Below are 24,364 nucleotides of genomic sequence, written 5' to 3' on the forward strand. Positions count from 1 at the left end.
GAAGCCAGAATCTCGCAAGGACTTATTCGCAGGATCCCTCGTCTCACGTGATAGAATTGCCGCTCAGCATAACCAACAGACAGCTTCGAAAACAGCCACCCATGCAGCCGATTCAAACCCTTACCGATTTTTTATCCAACGCCAATGTCAGTTTCCGCCTGTTCGATATGGGCCGACGAGTGTCCAAACTCAGCACCGAGGAGTTTCGCCGGTTCGAGCAAGCCCAAACGCCCTATCCGTTGCCGTTCCTGCAACAGGCCTGGATCGGTGTATTGCTGTGGAGCCCCAAGCAGAAACAGCAACAGATCATCTGGTTCTTAAAACTCCCTCTGGATGAACAGGGACTGTTGGTCCAAGCCGCTCGGGATGATTTTTTGCATCGGCTGGCCCGCTGTGTCGGTGATCAGCTGCTGGAGCAAAACGAAGGCGAAGACCCCCTGAAAGACAACCCCTTCGCCTTTACCCCGGATCAGGAGAAAATGGCGGCATTCCATGCCAAGGCGGCGCAAATTCTGCACCAGCCCCACTCGGTGTTCTATCAGCCCACCCGGGATTACCTGGCCGGCCTCAAGGACCTGAACGATTGGCAGCAGCTGGGACTGCAGGGTATTGCCGATGTCTGCGACCGCCTGGACCAGCAGAATAACGCTGAGCTGCTTGAACGTATCCTGGACCAGTTACCCTTACCGCCTCTGGAGGCGTTCTGTGCTCAGCTGGAACATCAGCAACCGCCCCACAGTCTGAGCCGAGCGCTGTCAAGGCGCCTCCATCGCGAGCTGGAGACCGGCAGCTGTGAGGCCACCAGTATCGGTGCCCTGCTACGTGCGCTGTCGCAGAGTTTTGACGCCCAGCAGCGCCAACAGGCGATCCAAGCGGTGCTGACCACCCCTTACGGAACTGATGTGGAGGTTCTGGCCGCCATCGCTAGCCGCTGCTGGGCCGATCTGCAACAAGCCGAACTCTGTCAGGCGTTTCTTGAAGCACTGGCTCGCAACCCGGCCGGCCAACCCTGCTTCAACCGGGTTCTCGCCGATCTGGTCTTTATACCGGGCATGCGTCCAGCGGTCATGGCGGGGCTGCGCAATCCTGAGCGCAGTGATCAGCTGGCACAGGCGATCGGTGGATTCTTCGGCCAGGTTCGATAAGCATAATCCCCCCTGCGCTGCCTGACCGGGTTACATCACTACGATGTAGCGCCACTTGGAGCTCAACAGCTGCTGCACTAGGATTGTGGGCTGGGGGTGTCGACTCAGATGTAGGTAGCACTTGACCGCAAACTTGGTCAGCGCCATCGCCATATAGATGTCGCTGATCACATCGTCGCGCTGCCAAGGCTGCACATCGGCCTGCTGGATAATCCGCTGTCGTAAGACCTGTGGCAATACCGCCAGTTGCGTCGCATGGGCCAGGTACTCCTGCGCCGTCCGGTTCAGTTCCGGTGCATGTCGCTTAACCACGGCATGAGCCACCTCGTGGGCGACCACACTACGATATAGCCCGGACTCAAACGGCTGGTGATAGATCAAAGCGTCGGGTTGCTGGGCGCTGATCGCAGCCGATGACATGACCCGAATCAGATCCTGGCGAGCATCATAACTGCCGTACAACGCATGCCCCAGATAGGCCATCGGTTGCTCGACCACCTCGATCCTGATGGTTCCATCAAAGGGAAGGTTGAGCCGCTGCAGAAACTGTAACGATTGCAAAGCCGCCACGCAGATCAGGCTTTTGTCCCGGTCACTGACCGCCGATAGAAGCTGTATCCGGCCGTCAGGACAGCTGTCGACGGCATCTTGCGCTGATGCGGCAGACGTCCCAACCAGGCTGCCAAACAAGCCCCCGACCATCAGCCCGACGATCAGGCAGTCTCGAATCCTTCGGGATTGAATATCCATAGAGCCACCTCCTGAATCCAACGATCAAACGCTCATTGGAAGGCTAGTAACTCAATTTTATTGCTCACAGCAGATAGTATAGCGACGATAAAAGGCGGCCGAGGCCGCCTTTTAGATTGCAGGTAGGGTGTAGCACGCAGCTTCTAGAACTGATCGTCGTCCAGTGCCATGGTGGAATCGCTACCGGAACGGATCGCGCTCAACAGACCGGCTGTACGCGGCAACAACTGCTCGCAGTAGAACCGCGCCGTTACCAGCTTGGCCTGCAGGAATTCAGCATCACCACTACCGGTCTCCAACATCGCCTGCGCCTGCAGAGCGCTGCGGGCCATCATCCAGCCTCCGCTGAGGTAACCGAACAGCATCATAAAGTTGACCGCCACACTGCCGGCAGCCGCTTCATCTTTGGACGCTGCTTCCAGCAACCAGTCCTGCGCTTCGTTAGCATCTCGCAACGCACTTCGAAGCGCCGCAGCAATAACTTCGGTAGTCTCGTTGGTGCTGTCCAGATCGGTCAAGGTCTGTTCCATCTCATTCAGCAACGAAGCAACCAACTGACCGCCATTGAACAGGTTTTTACGCCCCACCAGGTCCAGGGCCTGGATTCCGGTGGTGCCCTCATAGATCGGAAGAATCCGGGCATCGCGGAAATACTGGGCCGCCCCGGTCTCTTCGATAAAGCCCATGCCTCCGTGAACCTGCACCCCCAGACTGGTCACTTCTTGCGCCATCTCGGTCAGCCAACCCTTCACGATCGGGGTTAACAACTCCACCCGTCCCTGATGCTGCAGGCGCTGCTCGGCATCGCTGCAATGGTTGGCGCGATCGATCTCCATCGAGGCGAGGTAAGCCACTGCCCGCATCGCTTCGGTGGAGGCCCGCATCTGCATCAACATCCGCCGTACATCGGGATGACGGATGATCGGCACCTGAGCGCCGTCGGCCCCGGTTCCCTGCAAACGCTCCTTGGCATAGTCGACCGCATGCTGATAGGCACGCTCGGAGATCGCTACCCCCTGCAAGCCCACCGCCTGGCGGGCATGGTTCATCATCGTGAACATATAGGCCAAGCCTTTGTTCTCTTGGCCGACCAGATAGCCGATTGCACCGCCGTCATCGCCGAAACTCATGACACAGGTCGGGCTGCCGTGGATGCCGAGTTTATGCTCCAGTGAGACCGCTTTCAGATCGTTGGCTTCGGAGGGGTTGCCATCGCTGTCGAGCAGGAATTTGGGCACCACAAACAGCGAGATACCTTTCACTCCGGCAGGTGCATCCGGCAGGCGCGCCAGCACCAGGTGAACGATATTATCGGTCATCTGATGATCGCCCCAGGTGATGAAGATCTTCTGACCGGTGATCCGATAATGGTCACCCTCACGTACCGCCCGGGTCTTGATCGCCGCCAGGTCGGAGCCGGCTCCCGGCTCGGTCAGGTTCATGGTACCGGTCCATTCGCCACTGACCAGTTTGGGCAGGAACAGTAGCTGCAGTTCGTCACTACCGTGATGGGTCAAGGACTCAATTGCTCCCTGCCCCAGCATCGGGCAGAGCCCGAACGCCATATTGGCCGACTGCCAAACCTCATTGACGGCAGTTCCGAGCAGATTGGGCAACTGCTGACCACCAAATTCGGCCCTGGCGGTCAGCGAGCCCCAGCCGCTTTCGACGTACTGTTGATAGGCTTCGGCGAAGCCAGCCGTCTGCTGCACGCCCTGTTCGGTCAGTGTCGCTCCCTGTTCGTCACCGCTACGGTTCAGCGGGGCCAGCACGGTCTCACCAAGCTTGCCGGCTTCTTCCAGGATGGCGTTGGCCAACTCGGAGTTGACCTCTTCGATATCAAAACGCTGGCAAAATTGATCCAGTCCCAGCAGCTCATTGATTACAAACTGCATGTCTCGGTAAGGATGGCGATACTCACTCATATTGATCTCTCAAGTAAAATCCCACGTCGACCACGACTGCTGAACAACGGCTCGCGGGGGTTGTTGTTATGATTTAGGAGGTCGGTTCCAGCCCAGCCTTGGGTAGCTCTTTGGGCCGTAAAATCAAACGTGCCAACGCAGGTAGAAGAATCAATGCCCCCAGCATGTTCCACAGGAACATGAAGGTCAGCAGCACGCCCAGATCTGCCTGGAACTTGATCGGTGACCAAGCCCAGGTGCCCACACCGATCGCCAGGGTCAGACCGGTAAAGGCCACCGCTTTACCGGTACTGCGCAGGGTGTGCAGGTAGGCGTCGGTCAACGGTTCACCCTGATCCATATAGAACTTCAGCTTGGAATAGATATAGATGCCGTAATCTACCCCGATACCGACGCCCAGGGCGATCACCGGCAAGGTGGCGACTTTGACGCCGATCCCCATGTAGGTCATCAGGGCTTGGCACAATACCGAGGTCATCGCCAAGGGCATGATGATACAGATAACCGTTTTGACGGAGCGGAAGGTCAGGAATACCAGCACCCCGACCACCCCATAGACCCAGGCCAACATCTCGTACTGGGCGGTCTCGATCACGATATTGGTGGCTGCTTCAATGCCGGCATTACCGGCCGCCAGCTCGAACCGGACCGAGCCATCGTTGTGTTGCGCAGCAAAGTCAGCCGCCGCGTCGGCAACCCGGGTCAGGGTTTCGGCTTTGTGGTCATTCAGGTAGATCACGATCGGCAGGAAGTTGCAGTCGCTGTTGACCATGCCCGGCGGCACATGCTTTCCAGCGGTGGCCGAGTTCATCACGAAGTTATTGCGCGACAGCTCGGCCCACTTCAGATTGCCCTCGTTCATACCGACCAACCCTCGCTTGGCCACATTGACCATCGAGAACGACGATTGCACTCCCGGGACCCGGTTGATCATCGACTGGAAGTGCTCAACCATCGTCAGGGTGTCGTAGCTGACACAGGCATCATCAGAGGTTTTGACCATTACCACGAACAGATCGGCACTGGTGGCAAAGTTAGAGGTGACGAACGCGTTGTCCTGGTTGTAACGTGAATCCGGACGCAGCTCCGGCGCCCCCGCATCCAGGTCACCGATCTTCAAGTCACGACTGTACTCCACTCCCCAGATCACCATCAGCGCGGCAACCAGCGTAATCATGGTGGCCGGAACCGGACGGGACGCAGCCTGCAGCAGCTTCCAGAGTTTCTCCAACAGGTCGAAATGATCACCGGCGGCCCGTACTCCGGTGTAGGATAACACCACCGGCAGGATCACCAGGTTGGTCAGAATAATGGTGGCGATCCCCAAGCTGGCGGCAATCGCCAGATCCTGAATCACGGTAATGTCGATCACCATCAGGGTGATGAAGCCGATACCGTCGGACAGCAGGGCGATAAAGCCGGGAACATAGAGCATCCGAAAGGCATTGCGGGCAGCTTGCAGCTTGTCAAAGCCATGCCCGATCTCTGACGCGGTTGAATTGACGATCTGCACCCCATGGGAGATCGCGATCGCGAAGACCAGGAAGGGTACCAGCATCGAATAGGGATCAAGCTCGAAGCCCAATAAACGCAATGAACCCAACTGCCACACCACCGCGATCAATGAGCAAATCAGCGGCACCAGTGCGCCGATCAGACTGCGCGAGTAGATCAGCAACAGCACCAGGGTGATAGCAATCGCCATCGCAAAGAAGGTCGCCACCTGGCCGGCACCTTCAATCAGATCCCCCACCACCTTGGCAAACCCGGTGATATGGATCTTGACCGTGTCAGACTCGTACTTGTCCCGTACCAGCGCCTCGAGCCGTTGGGAGAACTGGTCATAATCCAACGCTTCACCGGTTTCGGGGCTGATATCATAGAGCGGCGCCAGGATGATCGCCGACTTGTGATTGTTGGCCACCAGCGAACCGATGCTGCCGGACTTGGCCACATTGGCTCGTAGCTTATCCAGCTCTGCATCTGAGCCATCGTACTCGGACGGAATTACCGGACCACCAACAAACCCCTCCTCGGTGACCTCGGTCCAGCGAACATTCGGCGTCCAGATCGACTTCAAGCCTGAACGATCAACTCCGGGAATAAAAAACACCTCGTCGTTGATCTGCTTAAGGGTCTCCTGAAACTCGGCGCTGTAGATATCATCGCCAGTGGTCTCTACTGCGATTCGGACCGTATTACCCAGCCCCGCCATCTCCTGTTTGTTCTCCAGGAAATTGGCGATATAGGGGTGCGAGGTAGGAATCATTTTCTCGAAGCTGGCCCCCATGGTGAGATTGGAGGCGTAATAGCCGAACACGCAGGTCATCAGCAGGCACAGGGCCAGGATCAGCGGTCGGTGGCCGAACAGGGTGCGTTCGACGATGGCTTCAGAATCTTTCAGCGGATGCATCAGGTGGTGATCAAGCTCTTTACTGTACTTTTTACCGTACTTCGTCATGCCCAGATTCCTTATTATTTAGCAGCTTTTGCAGCAACAGGTTTAATAACGACTCGCTGCACGCCAGCAAGACCAACCACCACGACCTGATCTTCGGTCACCGGCAGCACGGCCATGCTAGGCGCCGGCAGCGGTAGGGGTTGCGGAATAAACTGCTCGCTCCCTGCGGTCTTGACCAATAACGCGCCAAAGCTACCCACTAAGATCTGGGTCCCATTTTCCAGTTGCGCCATACCGGTCAGGGTCCGCTTGATCGGTAACGGGAGAGGTTGCCAACTGTCGCCCCCGTCTCGGCTTTCAAAGGCATTACCCCGTAACCCGTAGGCCACCAGGCTATCTTGATTCAGCGGCTGAAGTCCGAAGAAAGATCCGTCATAGGGTGACGGCAACGCTTCCCAGCTTTGGCCTCGGTCCAGGCTGCGAAATAGAGAACCCGCCTCGCCGGCGATATAGAGGGCCGAATCTGTGACCGTCAACGCATTCAAATGAAAACCGTCGATATTGCCCAGCGCTTCGTTAATTGGCGTCCAGGACTCTCCTCCATCGCGGGTTTCAAGCAGTAATCCGTAGGCGCCCAATAAATAGCCGTGCCGAGCATCGACAAAGGCGACATTGAGCAGCGTCGGCAATGCCTGATCCTCAACCGCCAGCTCAGCCTCTTCGGCGCGGAACATCAGCTCTTCAAGCTCAAACTCGGGATAATCTGGGTCCGCTTCGGCTTCTGCCACCAACGCCCTGTAGTATTCCGCCACCAGCTCAACGATCTTGCGACCCTCGAGCACCTTGGTCCAGTTTTCACCTCGATCTTCGCTGCGGATCACGATGCCATCATGACCCACGACCCAGAAAGAGGACTCATCCGCCTGGGCAATTCCCGTCAGCATCACCGACACAGGAACCGCTCCCTGACGCCAGCTCAGACCAAGGTCATCGGAGATCAGCACACGCCCTCGCTCTCCAATTGCCAGCAAGCGCTCATCGCTACCGATCAGATCGACCAGCAGGCTACGCTCGGGATTCGCGATGACTTCGGCTGGGCGCATCATCCGGTCATCAAAGCCTGCCTGGGCCGAACCTACGCTGAGAAGAAGAACAGTAACAAGAGTCGAGATCAGCACGCTGAGGTCTGAGCGACCGGAGGCGGCTTTCTGCAGAGACAGCCGAAAAGGCGGCAGAAGAGATAAAAACATAGGGTTTGCTCGAATTATTGTTATCAGTGGTGCCTGGGCACAGGTACAGCCTGTGAGCTGTGCTGCCAATCCGACACCGTACTGATTCTAAAGTAGAAAAGCCCAACGACCTGTATCCACGGGCGCCAATCACTTATCAGCACATCCAACCCCGCTATCAAGCCTCATGATTAGTCATTATATATCAATAGCTTGTATTAACCCGTTGTAATCATCCCGATCATTGGTGGCAGTCAGGAAGCGTCTACACGACGAGCCGAACATGAGTGCCTACAAGCCAATATTCAGCCAGCAAGATCCAACTTAATCTGTTATTTTTAAACAGTATTTCGGTTCTACTACGGAACCAGGCAGCCGTGGCGTTAAAGGGACAGGCTAATCCCAACGCGTCAGATGATACGAATTTGGCGCCTAATGATTGCCGCATTAACGAATGGCTGTCTTAGGATGTTGGCTGCGGACAAATGCAGCCCGACCGACCTCCCCTTCACCCTGGTCGGCACTCTGCACCTAGTCCGCAAACGACAAATACAACAAATACAACAAACCAAGGTGGCAACATGACGACGAAGGTCTTGAATCAGCCAGTGCTTAACACCAAGCGAGGCTTCAAGCTGACTCCCCTGTGCTCAGCCATGATCCTGGCTGGAACCCTCTCCGCGCCCTACGCGCACGCAGTGTATGAATTCAACATCGGTGAAATCGAAGGCCAACTGGACTCGGAGTTGTCCCTTGGCGTAACCGTACGTACCGAAGGCCAGTCCGCACGTTTGGTCGATCCGCAAAACGGCGCGCTCCGTGGCGTAACAGGTACCGCCAAATCGAAAACCATCGATGACGGTAACCTGAACTTCAACAAAGGTGATGTGGTTTCCAACGTTTTCAAAGGCACCCACGGCCTGTCGTTGCGCAAAGACAATATCGGCGCTTTTGTTCGGGTCAAGTACTGGTACGACTTCGAACTGGAGAACCAAGACGTTCGCCACGGCAGCACCACCACCGGTTATGCTCCTGCCGGTGGCCGAATCGGCCTGAATGACAGCAAATTCGATAACGAAGCTAAATTTTCCGGGATCGATCTTCAGGACGCTTTTATCTACGGTGAATTTGAAGCCGGCGAGATGCCGGTGGATCTGCGTCTGGGACGCCAGGTGGTCAGCTGGGGTGAGTCCACCTTTATCGGCGGTGGTATCAACCAGATCAACCCGATCGATGTGCCCGCCTTCCGCCGCCCCGGTGCACTGCTAAAAGATGTGCTGATGCCCGTCAATCTGGCCTACGGTTCCATCGGCCTGACCGATAACCTGACCGCCGAAGCCTTCTACCAATTGGAGTGGGAGCCTTTCACCCTCGATGGCTGCGGCACCTTCTTTGCTACGAGCGACATCGCTGCTCCAGGCTGCTCTGGTGTTAACACTAGGTTTGACGACCTTGCTGTCTTTGGCTCAGACGGTAGCTTTATTCCTTGGAATGGTGGTGTTTCTATTTTGGGAGCTCCTGTAGCTATTGCCCGTGGAGAAGATAAAGAGGCTAAAAACTCAGGGCAATTCGGTTTAGCTGGACGCTACTATGTCGAGGATATTGAAACCGAATTCGGCGCCTACTTTATGAATTATCATAGCCGCCGTCCTTACTTTGCCGTGACCTCAGAAGCGGACAACCCTACCTATCAGCTCGCCTATCCAGAAAACCTAAAGGTTTATGGCCTGAGTTTTAACACTACCGTGGGTGGTGTTTCCTGGTCTGGTGAAATCTCTTACCAACCCGACTTCCCCGTGGGTTGGAACACGGCCGAAGCCTTGCAAGCAGCAATTCTTTCAGAAAATGGTTTCGGATCCGCCGGTCAGGTAAATCCGGGATTTTATGACGAGCTGTCCAGCATCCGTGATACTGGGAACACACTTGTCCTGGCTGATGAGTATGATGTCTATCAGGTACAGACTACCTTTATTCAGTTCTGGGATCAGGTGATGGGTGCCAGCCGCCTAAGCCTGATCGGTGAGATCGGCGCCACCTACTCTCAGGGAATTGATGAAGATTTCGATGACATCGATACCCGTCGCTACGGTCGTGGCATTGTTTACGGAAACTGCACAACCGAAGGAGTTACGGATCCAAGTGTAGCCTGTGACGAAGGCGGCTTTGTAACCAAGTTTGCCTGGGGCTATCGCCTTAAGGCCGCGCTGAGCTACAACGATGTCTTCGCCGGTGTGAATATGACTCCGTCGATCACCTGGCGCGATGATGTCGACGGTGTCGCGCCGAACGGCAACTTTATCGAAGGTCGTCAGTCTGTCTCTCTGGCACTGGATGCGGATTATCTGGGTCAATACAACGCCAGCATCGCCTATACCAACTATATAACCAGCGACTGGGATCCCCTGGCCGACCGAGACCACCTGACACTGTCTATCGGCATGTCGTTCTAAGCGGTTGAGCGTTTGACGAGGAAATTTACGAATGAATAAACAACTATTTCAAGTGCGCAAACTGGCCACCGCCGTGGTAGCGACACTCGCCATGGCCAGCGGCAGCGCAATGGCGGCCGTCAGCGCCGAGGAAGCTGCCCGCCTGGGTGCGGACCTGACACCGATCGGCGCCGAGAAAGCCGGCAACGCCGATGGCTCGATCCCGGCCTGGAACGGCGGCATGACCGAATCGGTCACACAGGGCGAGAACCCTTTTGCCGATGAACAGCCGCTCTACGTTATCACCAATGCCAATAAGGACCAGTACAAAGATCTACTGACCCCGGGACAGATCGCGCTGTTTGAGCGCTATCCAGAAACCTACCGGATGCCGGTGTATCAGTCTCGCCGTACTGCGGCCTATCCCGAAGTGATCTACGAAAAGGCCAAAGAGAACGCCACCAAGGCGGTGATTCGCGAACAAGTCGCCTTCGACTATGACGAGTCGGTCCCCTTTGCCATTCCGCAGAATGCTGAAGAAGTCGTCTGGAACCACCTGCTGCGCTATCGCGGCGGCTCGGTCAAACGCGATCTGATGCAAGCGGCGGTTCAGCGAAACGGAGACTACACCCCGGTCAAACTGGCCGACGAGTTCGTCTTCCCCTGGCATATTGCCGACGGCTATGACCCGGAAAAAGATTCCAATGTGCTGTTCTACTTCAAACAGGTGATCAAAGCCCCGGCTCGTCTAACCGGCACCGTGCTGCTGGTTCATGAAACCCTGGATCAGATCAAACAGCCGCGCCTGGCCTGGATCTACAACGCTGGTCAACGCCGTGTACGGCGTGCCCCACAGATCGCCTACGACGGTCCGGGTACCGCGTCTGACGGCCTGCGTACCTCCGACAACTTCGATATGTTCAACGGCGCCATCGACAAGTACGACTGGAAGCTGGTTGGTAAAAAAGAACTGCTGATTCCGTACAACTCGTTCAAGCTGGCCGACAAGAGTCTGAAGTACGATGACATCCTGATGGCCGGCCATATCAATCCGGAGTTTACCCGTTACGAGAAGCACCGTGTCTGGGTTGTCGAGGCCACTCTGAGTGAGGGCGAGCGGCACATCTATGGCAAGCGGGTGTTCTATATCGACGAGGATACCTGGGGTATCGCCGTGGCTGATCACTACGACGGACGCGGAGAGCTCTGGCGAGTATCCGAAGGTCATGAGATTCAGTACACCGAGGCCAAGGTGCCCTGGAATACCGCCGAGATCATCCATGATCTGCAGTCCGGTCGCTACCTGGCCCTGGGTCTGACCAACGAAGAGAAAGGTCTGGACTTCGACCATAAGGCCAAGCACCGGGACTTCACACCCTCTGCGCTTCGCCGTGCGGCCAAGCGCTAGCTTCCGACCGATCTGAGCCGGCAGCAGCGCTGCAGCCGGACTCTATCAAAACCCGTCTGTTCAGCAGGCGGGTTTTTTTGTTAATAAAATTGAGCGTTTCTGTTCTAGAATCTGCACAGATAGTTGCTTTAAGTTGAGCCCTTTACGGATTTCTCGGGCAGAAATCTGAACGTTCAACCGATTCGCGAATAGGAGAGCATTGATGCAGGAGGCAACCACTATCTCCGGCTGGGCACTGGCCATCCAGCGCGCGCTTGAATCCTATCAGGTCGATCCAGCCCCCCTGTTTCGCGAAGCCGGTATCGATATCGAAGCCATTAAAGACCCCAACGCCCGCTTCCCCAGTGACAAGACCATCACCCTGCTGGATCTGGGCATTAAGACGACTCGGGATCAAGCCTTCGGCCTGACCGTCGGCCGCTTCGTGCGCCCCACCTCACTGCACGCGCTCGGGTTTGCCAACTGGGCTTCCCGGGATCTTCGTGAAGCCCAAAGTCGCATGTGCCGCTATTTCAAAGTCCTGACCACCTGCACCTATGGTGAAATCGTCGAAGACCGGGATACGGTAGGCGTACAGGTCATGGCTTACCCGAACTACCTTTCGCGCCTCAACCACCCTCATTTCGAAGCCATTCTATCCTGCTGCGTACAAACCGCCCGCCACCTGATGCCGGGGCATTTCAAACTACACCACGTACGCCTGACCCGCAGCAGCCCGGAGGAAGGCATCGAGGGGTTCAAGCGATTCTTCAAGTGTCCGATCGAGTGGGAGAGCGATCGCACCGCCCTCTACATCGAACGAGAGCTGGCGGATATGCCGCTACCGACCGCCAATCCGGAACTGGCGCACCAGAATGAACAGCTGTGCAAGGAATATATCGCCCGATTCGACAGGCAGGATATCGTCAACCAGGTATCCAACAAGCTGGTAGAGATGCTTCCCCACGGCGAACCCAGCATGGAGTTGATCGCTTCCGAAGTGATGGTCAGTTGCCGAACGCTACAGCGTAAGCTGAAGGAACACGGGACCTGTTATAAGCAACTACTGGACGATATCCGCAAAGAGATGGCCATCCAGTATGCTCGCCAACAGCACGTTCCGATCGGAGAGATCAGCTATCGGCTTGGGTTTGCCCACATCAGCAACTTCTCACGCGCGTTCAAACGCTGGACCGGCAAGACTCCGGTCGATTTCCGCGCCCAGGCGCTCTGAGCCCCGCTGTCCGATATCCTCTAGTCCATTAGCCATAAAGTTAATCCGGCTTATTGCCCTGATTGAGTTCCCACCCTAGGATGAGGAGTGAACAAGGAACGAAGGGACGACCATGGGCGAAGTAAAGGCCGGTGCAGCAAGCGCACAGTTTCTCCAGCATCTGACCGAGGTTAACGAGACACAACAGGTTATCGCCAGTGAAGATATCTATAACCAGTTCGGTGTCTTGCTGGTCTCCAAGGGCAGCCGTATCAATCCCCAGGCTCAACGCCAGTTACAGCAACATCGCTTAGACAAGGACATCGACCAGCAGATCGAACTGGAGCAGACCCTGACAGGCCTCGAGCTGTTTCAACTGACCCAGTCTCTACTCGAGCAGGATCCAGAGCTCAAACGACTGCATCACAATAACCGCTTTGAAGACCCCTTTCGTCACTTCTGCCTGATCGAAGACCTACCCCTGCCATTGCGGCAAAAGCTGACCATCATGAAGCAGCAATTACCCGCGCTGTTCGAACACAGCCTGTTTTGCGGCTGGGCCAGCACCCTGATCGCGCGCGAGATGAAGCTGTCCTCCGAAGCCTGCCGCAGAGCTTATATATGCGGATTGCTCCACGATATCGGTATGCTCTATCTGGCCCCGGAGTTGCAAACCCAAGCCCCGCTGAACAGTGATAGCTGGAGGGCATTGCAAAGCCACGTCGTGATCGGACAACGCTGTCTGGAAGGGCTTGGGCTCCATCCCTCCATTGGCCAGGGAATTCTTGAGCATCATGAACGTCTGGATCAAACCGGCTACCCCAGCCGCAAGTCCCCGGACAAGCTGAACAAACTGGGACAGGTCGTTGCCAGCGCCGACATGCTCTACAACCTTTGCAGCAACGAACTGAACAGCTCCGACAAGCAGGTACATGATGCGCTGCCCTACTTCAAAGTACACCACAGCAGCTTTAACGCCGAGATCCACGCCGCGCTGATGCGAGTACTTTCCCGGGCAGGAACCCCGGCTGAAGATGAATCAACCCCGCTACAACCGGTAAACCTGGATCGAGTCAGAAGCGTCAATCGCCAGCTTGCTTCAATGCTTGAGCCTCTGCCCCCGTTGATCGAGAAAATCGGCTTACTGGATCTCAATGAAAGCCGCAAACTGGCTACCATGATGGGCGCGATCAACCAGGTACTGAGTACCTCGGGCATCGCTGACTCCCAGCTCAAGGACTGGCTGATGGCAGACATGGATCCGAGCGATCCGGATAACCACAGCTGCCTCAAAGAGATCGATGCGATGCAATACGAGCTACTTTGGCTGTTGAAGCGACTGGGCTGGAATCTGGATAGCTTGCTAAATTGTAAGGAAGCCGCCTCCCTTTCCGAACGCGGTGAATTGGAACTGTATCGCCAACAACTGCAGCAGGGGCTCGAGCAGGGATTCGGCTATTTTCGCCAAGAGGTCAATAACAGCTAATTAGGGGCAGCTAATCGAATCAAAGTTTACGTGGACGTAAACAAAAGATAGAGTTGGGTAGTTTCTCGCCAAGTTCTGTTCAACGCTATGGAAAAAACCTACTCGATCAGCGATCTCTCCCGTGAATTTGAGATCACCACCCGCAGCATCCGTTTTTACGAGGACCAGGGACTGCTGGAGCCGACCCGCCGTGGCCAAACCCGCGTCTATTCCAAAGGTGATCGTGTGCGGTTGAAATTGATTATGCGCGGTAAGCGACTCGGGTTTTCCCTGGCCGAGATCCGCGAAATCATTACCATCTACGATACCAGCCCTGACAGTTCTGAGATTCAGTTGAATCGAATGCTCAGCATCATCGAGGCCAAAAAACAGGCCCTTGAGCAGCAGATTCGCGATATCGCCATGATCCGGATCGAGCTCGAAACCACCGAGGAGCGCTGCCGTAAAGCTCTGGAAGAGCTCCATCAAGCACCAACCAAAGATCCGGTTAACGACTGACTTCATCCCCAACCAACAGCTACTGTTTAGATCCGTTTCTTTTCACGTCTCAGGGGTAGCTGTTGCGACCCCGTCATAGCTCTTCCCCTTCCAGCCCGCCCAGCAAAGGCTAACTATACTGTTCACAGTTAAACATCTAAGCATGGGCTTAGCCTAATTTATAAGTTTACGTTTACGTTAACTTACTGTACGCTGCCGTATGTTGATAATAACCGGTCCAACCGAGAGCTATAAGACGCAACAGGAACCCCGCTATGGCCATCCTTGAATCGAAGATTAATCCCCGCAGTGCCGAGTACCAGCAGAAGCAGGAGCAGATGCACGAAGCGGTACAGGAACTCAGAGATAAAGTAGAGACCATCGCCCAAGGTGGCGGTGCCAAATATCAGGAACGTCATACGTCCCGGGGCAAACTGCTACCGCGCGAACGGATCAACCGGCTGCTGGATGAAGGCTCCCCCTTCATGGAGTTGTCCCAACTGGCCGCCACCGACGTCTACGAAGAAGAGGTACCAGCAGCCGGCATCATTACCGGTATCGGTCGGGTCAGCGGTCAGGAGTGTATGATCGTCGCCAACGACGCCACCGTGAAGGGCGGCACCTACTTCCCGCTAACCGTTAAGAAGCATCTTCGCGCACAAGCCATCGCGGAAAAAAACCACCTGCCCTGTATCTACCTGGTCGATTCCGGCGGTGCCAACCTGCCGCGTCAGGATGAAGTCTTCCCCGATCGCGAACACTTCGGTCGAATCTTCTACAACCAGGCCAACATGTCGGCCAAGGGGATTCCGCAGATCGCCGTGGTCATGGGACTCTGTACCGCCGGCGGTGCCTACGTGCCGGCGATGGCCGATGAATCGATCATCGTCAAAGAGCAAGGCACCATCTTCCTGGCCGGTCCGCCGCTGGTAAAAGCCGCCACCGGCGAAGAGGTGTCCGCCGAAGATCTGGGTGGCGCTGACGTCCACTGCCGCACCTCCGGTGTCGCCGATCACTATGCCCAGAATGACCAACACGCGCTGGAGCTGGCCCGACAGGCCGTTTCGCGCCTGAACCGACGTAAGAACATCAACCTCGATGTGAAGCCCTCGCTGCCGCCGCGCTTTGGCGCCGAAGAGCTTTACGGAATTGTCGGTACCGACCTGAAAAAACCGTTCGACGTGCGTGAAGTGATCGCACGGATCGTCGACGATTCCGATTTCGACGAGTTCAAGAAGCTCTACGGTTCGACCCTGGTCACCGGCTTTGCCCGTGTCCACGGCTACCCGGTCGGCATCATCGCCAACAACGGTGTGCTCTACTCCGAGTCTGCACAAAAAGGCGCCCACTTCATCGAACTCTGCTGTCAGCGCAAGATCCCGCTGCTGTTCCTGCAAAACATCACCGGCTTTATGGTCGGCCAGAAGTACGAGGCCGAAGGCATCGCCAAGCACGGTGCCAAGATGGTCACCGCAGTTTCCTGCGCCCGGGTTCCGAAACTGACCATGCTGATCGGCGGCAGCTTCGGCGCCGGTAACTACGGCATGTGTGGCCGCGCCTACGACCCCAACTTCCTGTGGATGTGGCCCAACGCCCGTATCTCGGTGATGGGCGGCGAACAGGCTGCCGGCGTACTGGCCCAGGTTAAGCGGGACGGCATCGAGCGTACCGGCGGCAGCTGGTCCAGCGAAGAAGAGGAAAGCTTCAAGCAGCCGGTCAAGGATATGTACGAGAAGCAGGGCCATCCGTTCTACGCCTCCGCCCGACTCTGGGACGACGGTGTGATCGATCCGGTCCAGACCCGCGATGTGATCGGCATGGGCCTGGCCGCAGCTCTGAATAAAGAGGTCGAGGAGACCAAGTTCGGCGTGTTCCGGATGTAAGGGAGGAATCAGAGATGAGCGAAACCGTACTCTATAACGTGGATAGCCGAGGGGTTGCGACCCTGACGCTGAACCGTCCCGACGTCCATAACGCCTTCGACGACGCGATCATCAATGCATTGATCGAAAAGCTCGAGCTTGCTGCCAACGATAACGCCGTGCGCGTGTTGGTATTGCGCTCTGAAGGCAAGAACTTCTCCGCCGGCGCCGACCTGAACTGGATGCGGCGGATGGCCCAGAACAGCCATCAGGAAAACCTCGAAGACGCCCGTGGGTTGGCGAAACTGATGGAGCTGCTGAACTTCCTGCCCAAGCCGACCATCGCCCTGGTCCAGGGTGCCGCCTTCGGTGGCGCCGTCGGCTTGGCCGCCTGCTGCGATATGGTCATTGCCACCGAAGCCAGCAAGTTCTGCCTGTCCGAAGTGCGTATCGGCTTAATCCCCGCTGTGATCAGCCCCTACGTCAATCAAGCGATCGGTGAGCGCCAATCACGCCGCTACATGCTGACCGCGGAAGCCTTCAGCAGCGCTCAGGCCCAACAATGGGGTCTGGTACATGAGCTGGTTGCCGACAACGATGACCTCGACGGTGCCAAAGAAGAGTTGGTTGCCAAACTGCTGGGCAACAGTCCACAGGGAATTGGCGCCGCCAAGGCGTTGATCTTTGCTGTCAGCCAGAAACCAATCACCAATGAGGTGATCGAAGATACCGCCCAGCGGATCGCCGATATTCGTGTCAGCGAAGAGGGTCAGGAAGGACTAAGTTCCTTCCTAAACAAGCGCAAACCGAACTGGATTCAGGACTAAGAAGGGCACCACTATGTTTACCAAAATTTTGATTGCCAACCGTGGTGAGATCGCCTGCCGGATTATCGAAACCGCCCATAAGATGGGCGTAAAGTGTGTCGCGGTCTACTCCGAGGCCGATCGCAATGCCCGTCACGTGGCACTGGCTGACGAAGCCTTCCTGCTCGGCCCGGCACCCAGCCGCGACAGCTACCTGCGGATCGACAAGATCATCGAAGCCGCCAAAATCTCAGGGGCTCAAGCCGTTCACCCCGGTTACGGCTTCCTGTCCGAGAACGCCGAGTTCGCCAAAGCCCTGGCGGAGAATGGTCTGGCATTTATCGGCCCGCCGGTTGGCGCCATCGAAGCGATGGGATCCAAGAGTGCCGCCAAGACGATCATGGAAAACGCAGGGGTTCCACTGGTACCCGGATATCACGGTGATGATCAGAGCCGCGAGCTGATCAAGGCCGAAGCGGCTCGCTGCGGCTACCCGGTACTGCTGAAAGCCGTCGCCGGCGGCGGCGGTAAAGGCATGCGGGTGGTCTGGCAGGAGTCCGAGTTCGACGAGGCCTTCGATGCCGCCAAGCGTGAAGGTGAAAGCAGCTTCAACAACGGCGATCTACTGGTTGAAAAGTACCTGACCAAGCCCCGCCACGTTGAGCTCCAGGTATTCTGTGACCGTCACGGCAATGGTGTTTATCTGGGCGATCGCGACTGCTCGGTCCAGCGTCGACACCAGAAGGTGATCGAAGAAGCGCCGGCACCGAACATCTCCGACGAGATCCGCAAGGCGATGGGTGAGTCCGCCGTCCAGGCTGCCAAGGCGATCGACTATGTCGGCGCCGGTACGGTCGAATTCCTCTACGACGAGGACGGCAGCTACTACTTCATGGAGATGAACACCCGACTGCAGGTCGAACACCCGGTCACCGAACTGGTTACCCGTCAGGACCTAGTCGAATGGCAACTGCGCGTCGCCGCCGGTCAACCGTTGCCGCTGGCGCAGTCCGATATCAGCCTACACGGCCACTCATTGGAAGTCCGTGTCTATGCCGAGGACCCGGATGCCGACTTCACTCCGGCCACCGGCACCCTGGATTACCTGCGCACCCCGGTGGAAAGCAAGTACGTCCGGGTCGATACCGGCGTCATCGAAGGCGATACCGTCAGCCATTATTACGATCCGATGATTGCCAAGCTGATCGTCTGGGACGAAAGCCGCGAACTGGCACTGACCCGGATGCAGCAGGCGCTGGAGGACTACCGTATCTGCGGTCTGAAGACCAACCTGGGCTTCCTGTCGAAACTGGCCGGTAGCGAAAGTTTCCGTCGTTTCGATGTCGATACCGGCTTTATCGAGCGTCACCACGATCAACTGTTCAGCAACGACGAGATCGACGAGCAACGCTATATCGCGCTGGCCGCCTGCTACCTGACCTTGGCCCGCAAGGCCAGCTCGGCCAATCAGGATGATCCGACCTCACCGTTCAACCGCCTCAACAGCCTGCGTTTGAACAGCCAGTACGCCCAGCCGTACGAGCTGACGCATGGGGAGAACAACCATGCCGTCAGCGTGCTGGAACAGGATCAGGACTTCCTGATCCGGGTGGATAATTCCGAGTTTCAGGTCAAAGGCCAACTGAGCGGCGACCAGCTCAGCGCCACCCTCAACGGTCACCGTTTCTCGGTTTCGGTATTCCAGAAAGAGGCCGATATCACCCTATTCCACGACGGCTGCCAGTTCGAATGTCAGCGCCATGTCGAAATCCATGGCGATGCCGAAGGCGAACAGGCCGGTTCACTGGCAGCACCGATGACCGGTACCGTGGTTGCGGTGTTGAAACAAGCCGGTGACCAGGTTGAAGCCGGAGAAGGCTTGATCGTGATCGAGGCGATGAAGATGGAGCAAACCATCAGCGCTCCCTTTGACGGCACCGTCAGCGAAGTCTTTTTCAACGCCGGCGATCTGGTCGACGAAGGCGCCGAACTGCTCGGTCTTGAGCCCTGCGGGGAGGAGTAAACTATGTCGGCTAAATTCCCTAGACGGGTAAAGATCGTCGAGGTTGGCGCCCGTGACGGGCTGCAGAACGAGCCGGGCGATGTGGTCGCTACCAGCATCAAGCTGGAGCTGATTCGACGGCTGGAACAAGCAGGCCTGAGCTACATCGAAGCCGCCAGCTTTGTGTCGCCCAAGTGGGTCCCTCAGATGGGTGATGCGGCCGAGGTGATCGGTGGCATCGAGCCCAAACCGGGGGTCACCTACGCCGCGTTGACGCCCAACCTGAAAGGGCTGGAAGGTGCGCTGGAAGCGGGTGTCAAAGAGGTGGCGATCTTTGGCGCCGCCTCCGAGAGCTTTTCGCAGAAGAACATCAACTGCTCGGTAGCAGAAAGTCTGAACCGGTTTGAAGCCGTGATGGAGCGGGCAAAGGCCGCCGATGTTCGCGTCCGAGGTTATGTCTCGACGGTAATGGGCTGCCCCTACGAGGGAGAAATCGCCCCGCAGAAGGTCGCCGAAGTGGCCGACATTATGTATCAGATGGGCTGCTACGAGATCTCGCTTGGAGACACCATCGGTGTCGGCACGCCGCTCAAAGCCAAGCGGATGCTCGAAGCCGTCTCCGGTAAGATTCCGATGCCGCAACTGGCGGCCCACTTCCATGACACTTACGGCCAGGCACTTCCCAACCTGTTGGCGGTGCTGGAGGAAGGTTTGGCCGTGGTCGACAGTTCGGTAGCGGGCCTGGGTGGCTGCCCTTACGCCAAAGGGGCCTCGGGTAATGTCGCCACCGAAGATGTGGTCTATATGTTGCACGGAATGGAGATTGAGACAGGTATCGATCTACCCAAGCTGATCAGCGCCGGTAACTACATCATGGATCAACTGGGGCGCGAAACCCGCTCCAAGGTCGCTCGTGCCTTAGGTTAAGTCGCTGTTTAGCGGTTAGCACCGATCATGGATATGGCCGCACAGACTGGCTAAATGACGCCTTGATAAACTATGCTGGATTACGATTTACCGGCGACGCCAAATCAAGTCGTGCGGTTGTAACCGAGTCTGGCATAGGGAAATCGCAATCAAAACCGAAGAGATGCTGGGCCTGATCCTGGATAATCAACGGGATGCTGTATTCGCCATCAAAGAGCGAAAGATCCTCTATGCCAACCGTTCGGCTTCCAAACTGGTCGGTTATAGCCCTGAAGAGCTACTGGATAGCGATTTCAATCTGTTGGTAGATAAGAATGAAGACCAGCACTTGATGGCACTAGCGCAACAGCGCGGCCGTAATCAGAACCGTGAGATCCAGTTCGACCTGATTCCTAAAACAGGCAGCTCGATTCCAGTCGCGACAGTACTCAACCACCGCTATCACGATCAGCTGGGACATCTGTTTATCGCCTCAGTCCGCGATCTACGGTTGCGTAAAAAGCTGACCAAGAAGATCAAGCGATCTGAACGCGAATTCCGCCAGATCATCGAAAACCTGCCCGATACTTTCTACCGGACCGACGCCAACGGCGTTATCACCATGCTGTCGCCGTCGAGCGTCCGGATGCTTGGCTACACGCCCGCTGAAGCGATCGGTACCAAGCTGGCCGACTACTACTATCACCCCGAGGACCGTGACAGGGTAATGCAGAAGCTGGCCGAGAGCAGTGGCAAACCGATCCAGGTCGATTCGGCGCTTCGGCATAAGGAAGGCCACCTGGTCTGGGTATTCAGCCACCTCTACGCGCGCACCGACGAGGACGGTAACTTTATTGGGGTCGAGGGCGTGACCCGCGAGTCCACCAAACGCAAGCTCGATGAAGAACGCTGGATCTACGCCGCCAACCATGATTTTTTGACCGGACTCTACAACCGCAACTATTTTAACGCGGAGCTGGAGCGGGCCATCCGGCGAGCGAAGCGTAAAGATGACCAACTGACTCTGATCTATTTCGACCTGGACGGTTTCAAATCAATCAACGATAACTTTGGTCACGATGCCGGCGACGAGCTGCTCTCCAGTATCGCGTCCCAGGTGAAACACTACTTCCGCGAGTCAGATCTTATCGCCCGTATTGGCGGTGACGAATTCGCGGTTCTGTTCGAAAATGAGCTACCGCCCCAAAGTGCCCGCGAAGTGGCGGAGCAACTGGTAGTGCTCTGTCGACGGCCTATCGACTACCACGGCCAGACCCTCAGGGTCAGCGCCAGCGCCGGCGTGGCCAGCTACCCCCATCATGGTGATTGTCCCAAGTCGCTGTTAAAGAGCGCCGATAAGGCGATGTACCAAGCCAAACTGACCGGTAAAAACCGTGTTGCACTGCTCGACTGAGCCTCGTCAGCCCAGCAATCCCCAGCCCTTGCAACGTTCAATACCATCGAACGACTCTTGTTCGACGCTTCCCTAAACCTCAGCAAGCAAATCGACTAGAATAGCGGCTTTATTTTCCAAAGAGCCGATTCCAATACCATGACCCGTGCAGATGCCGACCTACCCAACGCCTCCCTGATCAAGCGTCTGGGGGCAATGCTATACGACTCTCTGCTGCTGGCCGCACTCTGGATGGTGGTCGGTGCAGTCGGGGTTGCACTCAATAACGGTGAGGCGGTTAAGGGTCCGGTCTTCAACAGCGCCCTGTTCCTCGTCACCTTCCTGTTCTTTATGATTTTCTGGACCCGGAGCGGCCAGACCCTGGGGATGCTGGCCTGGCGAATTCGAATTCAGACCCCTGAGGGGCAGGCAATCAGCGGGCTGCAGGCATTGATCCGCTTCTTCAGCGCCGGGCTGTCGCTGCTGTGTCTGGGAGCCGGTTACTGGTGGATGCTGTTCGATAAACAGGGATTGACCTGGCATGACCGCTACTCTGAATCGCGGGTCGTGCAGTTGCCCAAACCGAAAAAGAAGAGCTAATAAATCTGCGAACAAGTCCCCAAGCCATAACAAAAAAGAGCCCTCACTAGGGCTCTTTTTCATACAGTCGGATGACTTATTTTGTTGCAACAGGCTTAACCGCCCCGCCGCAACATCCAGAATCCGGCCAGAATACAGGCGCCGATCGGAGTCAGCACCGCAATCACCGGCGGAAAGCCATATACGGTACTGGCCGGTCCCAGCAGATCCTGGCTGAATTTGAACACCAGACCCACTAAGATTCCCACCAGAACCCGCTGTCCCATAGTCACGGACCGCAGCGAGCCGAACACAAACGAGACCGCGATCAGCACCAGCGAAAAGATCGCCAGCGGCTGCATCAGCTTACTCCAGAACGCCAACTGGTGCGGGGCGGCATTGATCCCTTGGGAATTCATGTAATCGATAAAACCGCGCAGGTTATAAACCGACATATCTTCTGGCGCCAATGACAACAGCTCCAGGAACTCCGGTTTCAATTCTGACTCCCAGCGCTGTTCCGGCATCACCACGATACGGGTCTGATCGCCGTCGAAATGGGTGGTGCGCATCCGCTGCAGCTTCCAGCTCCCCTGCTCGTATTCGGCCTCTTTGATGAAGCTGGCGGTCAGCAGCTCCCGCTGATCATTAAACTCGTACAGGGTGAGTCCATGGACCAGGCCGTTTCGCTCGATCGCGTTGAAGTGCATCACCCAGTTACCTTCACGGTGCCAGACCCCATATTGGGTCCCGACGGCACGACCGCCACTGTGGGCCTTGGCTTTCTCGACCGTAGCTTGCTGCCCGGTTACAGGCACCACAAACTCACCGATCAGCCCCGCTACAATCACCAACAGCAATACCGGGCGACTGACCGAGAGAACAATCCGGAACTTGCTGACCCCGGCAGCCCGCATCACCGTCAATTCCGAGCTGCTGGCCAGCATTCCGAGGCCAATCAAGCAGCCAACCAGACTAGCCAACGGAATAAACTCATAGACACTACCGGGAATCGACAGCAGCACATAGCGTACCGCCACATCCAGGGTGTAGTGCTTGTTCAGGTCCTTAAGTTCATCAACAAAGGCGAACAATACATCCAGCCCGATGATGGCCAACAGCACCACCAGGCAGGAGAACAGTACCGTTTGACCGATATATCGGTTGAGGCGTTTCATCGTGCCTCCTTGGTCGGTAGCGGCAGGCTATGCCAGATACGGCTCCAGAGTCGTCCCCAGAAGCCGTTGGAAACATGCAGGTTCAACGCGATCAGTCCGAACAGACCGTGAACCGACCAGAATTTCAGCACCGCCAAGGGTTCCCCCTCATCCATACCGCTGCGAGCGGTGGTCAGCAAGGTCAGGTAGGTCAGATACAACAGGATCGACGGCAATAACCGGGCATACCGGCCCTGACGCGGATTGACCTTGCTCAGCGGCACCGCCAGCAACGTGACCATCAGGCAGAGCACCGGCAGCGAGGCGCGCCAATGCAGCTGGGCCCGGTACTGATAGCCGTCGTTACGGAGCAGCTCCGCCGTGGGCAGCACCTCAATTTCGGAAACCTGGCGTCGCAGGCGCGACTGCTTCAGCTGGATACCGTACTCATCAAACTTGAAAACCCGAAAATCCGCCTCGCCCGGCACCCCTTCGTAGCGGTAACCGTTGCTGAGCAGTAGGAAGCGACTGCGGGTCTCGGAGTCCAGATACTGGCGACCGCTCTCGGCCACCATAATTCCCAGCCGTGGTTCTTTGCGGGTGCCGATCTGTTCAGACAGGAAAACCGACCTAAGTTCGGTCCGATTGTCCGCCAGCTCCTCCACATAGGAGACCCGCTGCCGACTCGGCAGCTTCTGGAATCGACCCTCGGCCAGCGCATCAAATTCGGTCATCGACTCCTGCTTATGCAGAATCGTTTTAACCTGAGCCGCCCCCCAGGGGGTCACCAGAAAACTCAGTACGCCAACCAGCAGGGCGACCATCAGCGCCGGCCCCATCGTCAACCATTGCAGACGACGATCACTGACCCCGGCAGCCGTCAGCGTCCCTATCTCGTTTTCCAGATAGAGCCGACCGTAGGACAGCAAAATTCCCAGAAACAGCCCCAACGGCAGGATCAGTTCGAGGAAACCGGGAATCCGGTAGCTGATCAGCAACAACAGCACATCGGCGGAAATTCGGCCATCAGCGGCCGAGGCCAGGTATTTGATAAAACGGCCGCTCATGATGATCATCAGCAACACACCGGTTACGGCAGTCATGCTGACCAAGACTTCACGGCTCAGGTAACGGAAAATAATCACCGGGTAACAGGCTCTCCAACGCCCAGCCCGCGGTGGTGATGAAGCTTCACCGCCGGCACTTCTGTATTAATC

At 56.7% G+C, this 24,364-nt stretch carries 18 protein-coding genes; 12 read left to right on the forward strand and 6 right to left on the reverse strand.

The genetic code is table 11. The features are described 5' to 3' along the window. The first annotated feature begins 101 nt into the window (after positions 1-101). Positions 102-1,145 (forward strand): DUF3549 family protein, encoded by a 1,044-nt coding sequence (locus DV711_RS05335; protein ID WP_114694586.1) that lies wholly within the window; start codon positions 102-104, stop codon positions 1,143-1,145. A gap of 30 nt (positions 1,146-1,175) precedes the next feature. Here the strand turns inward: DV711_RS05335 and DV711_RS05340 are convergent, their stop codons facing one another. The 4 genes from DV711_RS05340 to DV711_RS05355 form a co-directional block, all read right to left on the reverse strand. Beyond that, a complete protein-coding gene (locus tag DV711_RS05340; protein WP_114694587.1) occupies positions 1,176-1,895 on the reverse strand; it encodes a DUF6639 family protein in 720 nt (239 codons plus the stop codon). 143 nt (positions 1,896-2,038) lie between these two features. Further along, complete coding sequence (locus DV711_RS05345) at positions 2,039-3,820, reverse strand: acyl-CoA dehydrogenase C-terminal domain-containing protein (protein WP_114694588.1); 1,782 nt, start codon at positions 3,818-3,820, stop codon at positions 2,039-2,041. A gap of 73 nt (positions 3,821-3,893) precedes the next feature. Continuing rightward, positions 3,894-6,281: an efflux RND transporter permease subunit gene (locus DV711_RS05350; protein WP_207802534.1), complete on the reverse strand. Its 2,388-nt coding sequence runs from the start codon at positions 6,279-6,281 to the stop codon at positions 3,894-3,896. 14 nt (positions 6,282-6,295) lie between these two features. Then, positions 6,296-7,471, reverse strand: coding sequence for a WD40/YVTN/BNR-like repeat-containing protein (locus DV711_RS05355; protein WP_114694589.1), 1,176 nt, complete (start codon positions 7,469-7,471; stop codon positions 6,296-6,298). A 560-nt stretch (positions 7,472-8,031) separates the two neighbouring features. On the opposite strand from DV711_RS05355, the gene DV711_RS05360 reads away from it, so the two are divergent. The 11 genes from DV711_RS05360 to DV711_RS05410 all read left to right on the forward strand — a co-directional run bounded on the left by DV711_RS05360 (position 8,032) and on the right by DV711_RS05410 (position 22,011). Then, positions 8,032-9,900: a DUF1302 domain-containing protein gene (locus DV711_RS05360; RefSeq protein WP_114694590.1), complete on the forward strand. Its 1,869-nt coding sequence runs from the start codon at positions 8,032-8,034 to the stop codon at positions 9,898-9,900. Positions 9,901-9,931: 31 nt separating this feature from the next. Then, complete coding sequence (locus DV711_RS05365) at positions 9,932-11,287, forward strand: DUF1329 domain-containing protein (RefSeq protein WP_114694591.1); 1,356 nt, start codon at positions 9,932-9,934, stop codon at positions 11,285-11,287. 202 nt (positions 11,288-11,489) lie between these two features. Then, the gene (locus tag DV711_RS05370; RefSeq protein WP_114694592.1) at positions 11,490-12,500 is read left to right on the forward strand and encodes an AraC family transcriptional regulator; all 1,011 of its coding nucleotides are present in this window, start codon (positions 11,490-11,492) and stop codon (positions 12,498-12,500) included. Positions 12,501-12,612: 112 nt separating this feature from the next. Continuing rightward, positions 12,613-13,965: an HD-GYP domain-containing protein gene (locus DV711_RS05375; protein WP_114694593.1), complete on the forward strand. Its 1,353-nt coding sequence runs from the start codon at positions 12,613-12,615 to the stop codon at positions 13,963-13,965. Positions 13,966-14,052: 87 nt separating this feature from the next. Then, entirely contained in the window at positions 14,053-14,463 is a 411-nt protein-coding gene (locus tag DV711_RS05380) for a MerR family transcriptional regulator (protein ID WP_114694594.1), read from the forward strand. Positions 14,464-14,717: 254 nt separating this feature from the next. Continuing rightward, on the forward strand, positions 14,718-16,325 hold the full coding sequence (locus tag DV711_RS05385; protein WP_114694595.1) for a carboxyl transferase domain-containing protein: 1,608 nt from the start codon (positions 14,718-14,720) through the stop codon (positions 16,323-16,325). A 14-nt stretch (positions 16,326-16,339) separates the two neighbouring features. After that, positions 16,340-17,131, forward strand: a complete 792-nt coding sequence (locus tag DV711_RS05390; RefSeq protein ID WP_114694596.1) for an enoyl-CoA hydratase/isomerase family protein — start codon at positions 16,340-16,342, stop codon at positions 17,129-17,131. Between the two features lie 13 nt (positions 17,132-17,144). Further along, on the forward strand, positions 17,145-19,133 hold the full coding sequence (locus DV711_RS05395; protein ID WP_114694597.1) for an acetyl/propionyl/methylcrotonyl-CoA carboxylase subunit alpha: 1,989 nt from the start codon (positions 17,145-17,147) through the stop codon (positions 19,131-19,133). 3 nt (positions 19,134-19,136) lie between these two features. Then, on the forward strand, positions 19,137-20,039 hold the full coding sequence (locus DV711_RS05400) for a hydroxymethylglutaryl-CoA lyase (protein ID WP_114694598.1): 903 nt from the start codon (positions 19,137-19,139) through the stop codon (positions 20,037-20,039). A gap of 163 nt (positions 20,040-20,202) precedes the next feature. Beyond that, a complete protein-coding gene (locus DV711_RS05405; RefSeq protein WP_114694599.1) occupies positions 20,203-21,432 on the forward strand; it encodes a sensor domain-containing diguanylate cyclase in 1,230 nt (409 codons plus the stop codon). A 138-nt stretch (positions 21,433-21,570) separates the two neighbouring features. After that, complete coding sequence (locus tag DV711_RS05410; RefSeq protein WP_114694600.1) at positions 21,571-22,011, forward strand: RDD family protein; 441 nt, start codon at positions 21,571-21,573, stop codon at positions 22,009-22,011. A 95-nt stretch (positions 22,012-22,106) separates the two neighbouring features. Here the strand turns inward: DV711_RS05410 and lptG are convergent, their stop codons facing one another. Both lptG and lptF read right to left on the reverse strand, forming a co-directional pair. Next, positions 22,107-23,168 (reverse strand): LPS export ABC transporter permease LptG, encoded by a 1,062-nt coding sequence (lptG, locus tag DV711_RS05415; protein WP_114694601.1) that lies wholly within the window; start codon positions 23,166-23,168, stop codon positions 22,107-22,109. Next, positions 23,165-24,292 carry an LPS export ABC transporter permease LptF gene (gene lptF / locus DV711_RS05420; protein WP_114694602.1) on the reverse strand — a complete coding sequence of 376 codons (1,128 nt, stop codon included), beginning with the start codon at positions 24,290-24,292 and terminating at the stop codon, positions 23,165-23,167. The genes lptG and lptF overlap by 4 nt, the downstream gene beginning before the upstream one ends. Positions 24,293-24,364 lie beyond the last annotated feature (72 nt).

The sequence above is a fragment of the Motiliproteus coralliicola genome (assembly GCF_003345655.1).
GTDB classification, from domain to species: Bacteria; Pseudomonadota; Gammaproteobacteria; order Pseudomonadales; family Balneatricaceae; genus Motiliproteus; species Motiliproteus coralliicola.

What these genes read in the sequence shown, in the direction of transcription:
- DV711_RS05350 (WP_207802534.1), bottom strand. Translation starts at nt 6,281, where the DNA reads ATGACGAAGTACGGTAAAAAGTACAGTAAAGAGCTTGATCACCACCTG.
- DV711_RS05385 (WP_114694595.1), top strand. Translation starts at nt 14,718, where the DNA reads ATGGCCATCCTTGAATCGAAGATTAATCCCCGCAGTGCCGAGTACCAG.
- DV711_RS05375 (WP_114694593.1), top strand. Translation starts at nt 12,613, where the DNA reads ATGGGCGAAGTAAAGGCCGGTGCAGCAAGCGCACAGTTTCTCCAGCAT.
- DV711_RS05410 (WP_114694600.1), top strand. Translation starts at nt 21,571, where the DNA reads ATGACCCGTGCAGATGCCGACCTACCCAACGCCTCCCTGATCAAGCGT.
- DV711_RS05345 (WP_114694588.1), bottom strand. Translation starts at nt 3,820, where the DNA reads ATGAGTGAGTATCGCCATCCTTACCGAGACATGCAGTTTGTAATCAAT.
- DV711_RS05340 (WP_114694587.1), bottom strand. Translation starts at nt 1,895, where the DNA reads ATGGATATTCAATCCCGAAGGATTCGAGACTGCCTGATCGTCGGGCTG.
- DV711_RS05380 (WP_114694594.1), top strand. Translation starts at nt 14,053, where the DNA reads ATGGAAAAAACCTACTCGATCAGCGATCTCTCCCGTGAATTTGAGATC.
- DV711_RS05360 (WP_114694590.1), top strand. Translation starts at nt 8,032, where the DNA reads ATGACGACGAAGGTCTTGAATCAGCCAGTGCTTAACACCAAGCGAGGC.
- DV711_RS05370 (WP_114694592.1), top strand. Translation starts at nt 11,490, where the DNA reads ATGCAGGAGGCAACCACTATCTCCGGCTGGGCACTGGCCATCCAGCGC.
- DV711_RS05365 (WP_114694591.1), top strand. Translation starts at nt 9,932, where the DNA reads ATGAATAAACAACTATTTCAAGTGCGCAAACTGGCCACCGCCGTGGTA.
- DV711_RS05355 (WP_114694589.1), bottom strand. Translation starts at nt 7,471, where the DNA reads ATGTTTTTATCTCTTCTGCCGCCTTTTCGGCTGTCTCTGCAGAAAGCC.
- DV711_RS05335 (WP_114694586.1), top strand. Translation starts at nt 102, where the DNA reads ATGCAGCCGATTCAAACCCTTACCGATTTTTTATCCAACGCCAATGTC.
- lptG (WP_114694601.1), bottom strand. Translation starts at nt 23,168, where the DNA reads ATGAAACGCCTCAACCGATATATCGGTCAAACGGTACTGTTCTCCTGC.
- DV711_RS05405 (WP_114694599.1), top strand. Translation starts at nt 20,203, where the DNA reads ATGCTGGGCCTGATCCTGGATAATCAACGGGATGCTGTATTCGCCATC.
- DV711_RS05395 (WP_114694597.1), top strand. Translation starts at nt 17,145, where the DNA reads ATGTTTACCAAAATTTTGATTGCCAACCGTGGTGAGATCGCCTGCCGG.
- DV711_RS05400 (WP_114694598.1), top strand. Translation starts at nt 19,137, where the DNA reads ATGTCGGCTAAATTCCCTAGACGGGTAAAGATCGTCGAGGTTGGCGCC.
- DV711_RS05390 (WP_114694596.1), top strand. Translation starts at nt 16,340, where the DNA reads ATGAGCGAAACCGTACTCTATAACGTGGATAGCCGAGGGGTTGCGACC.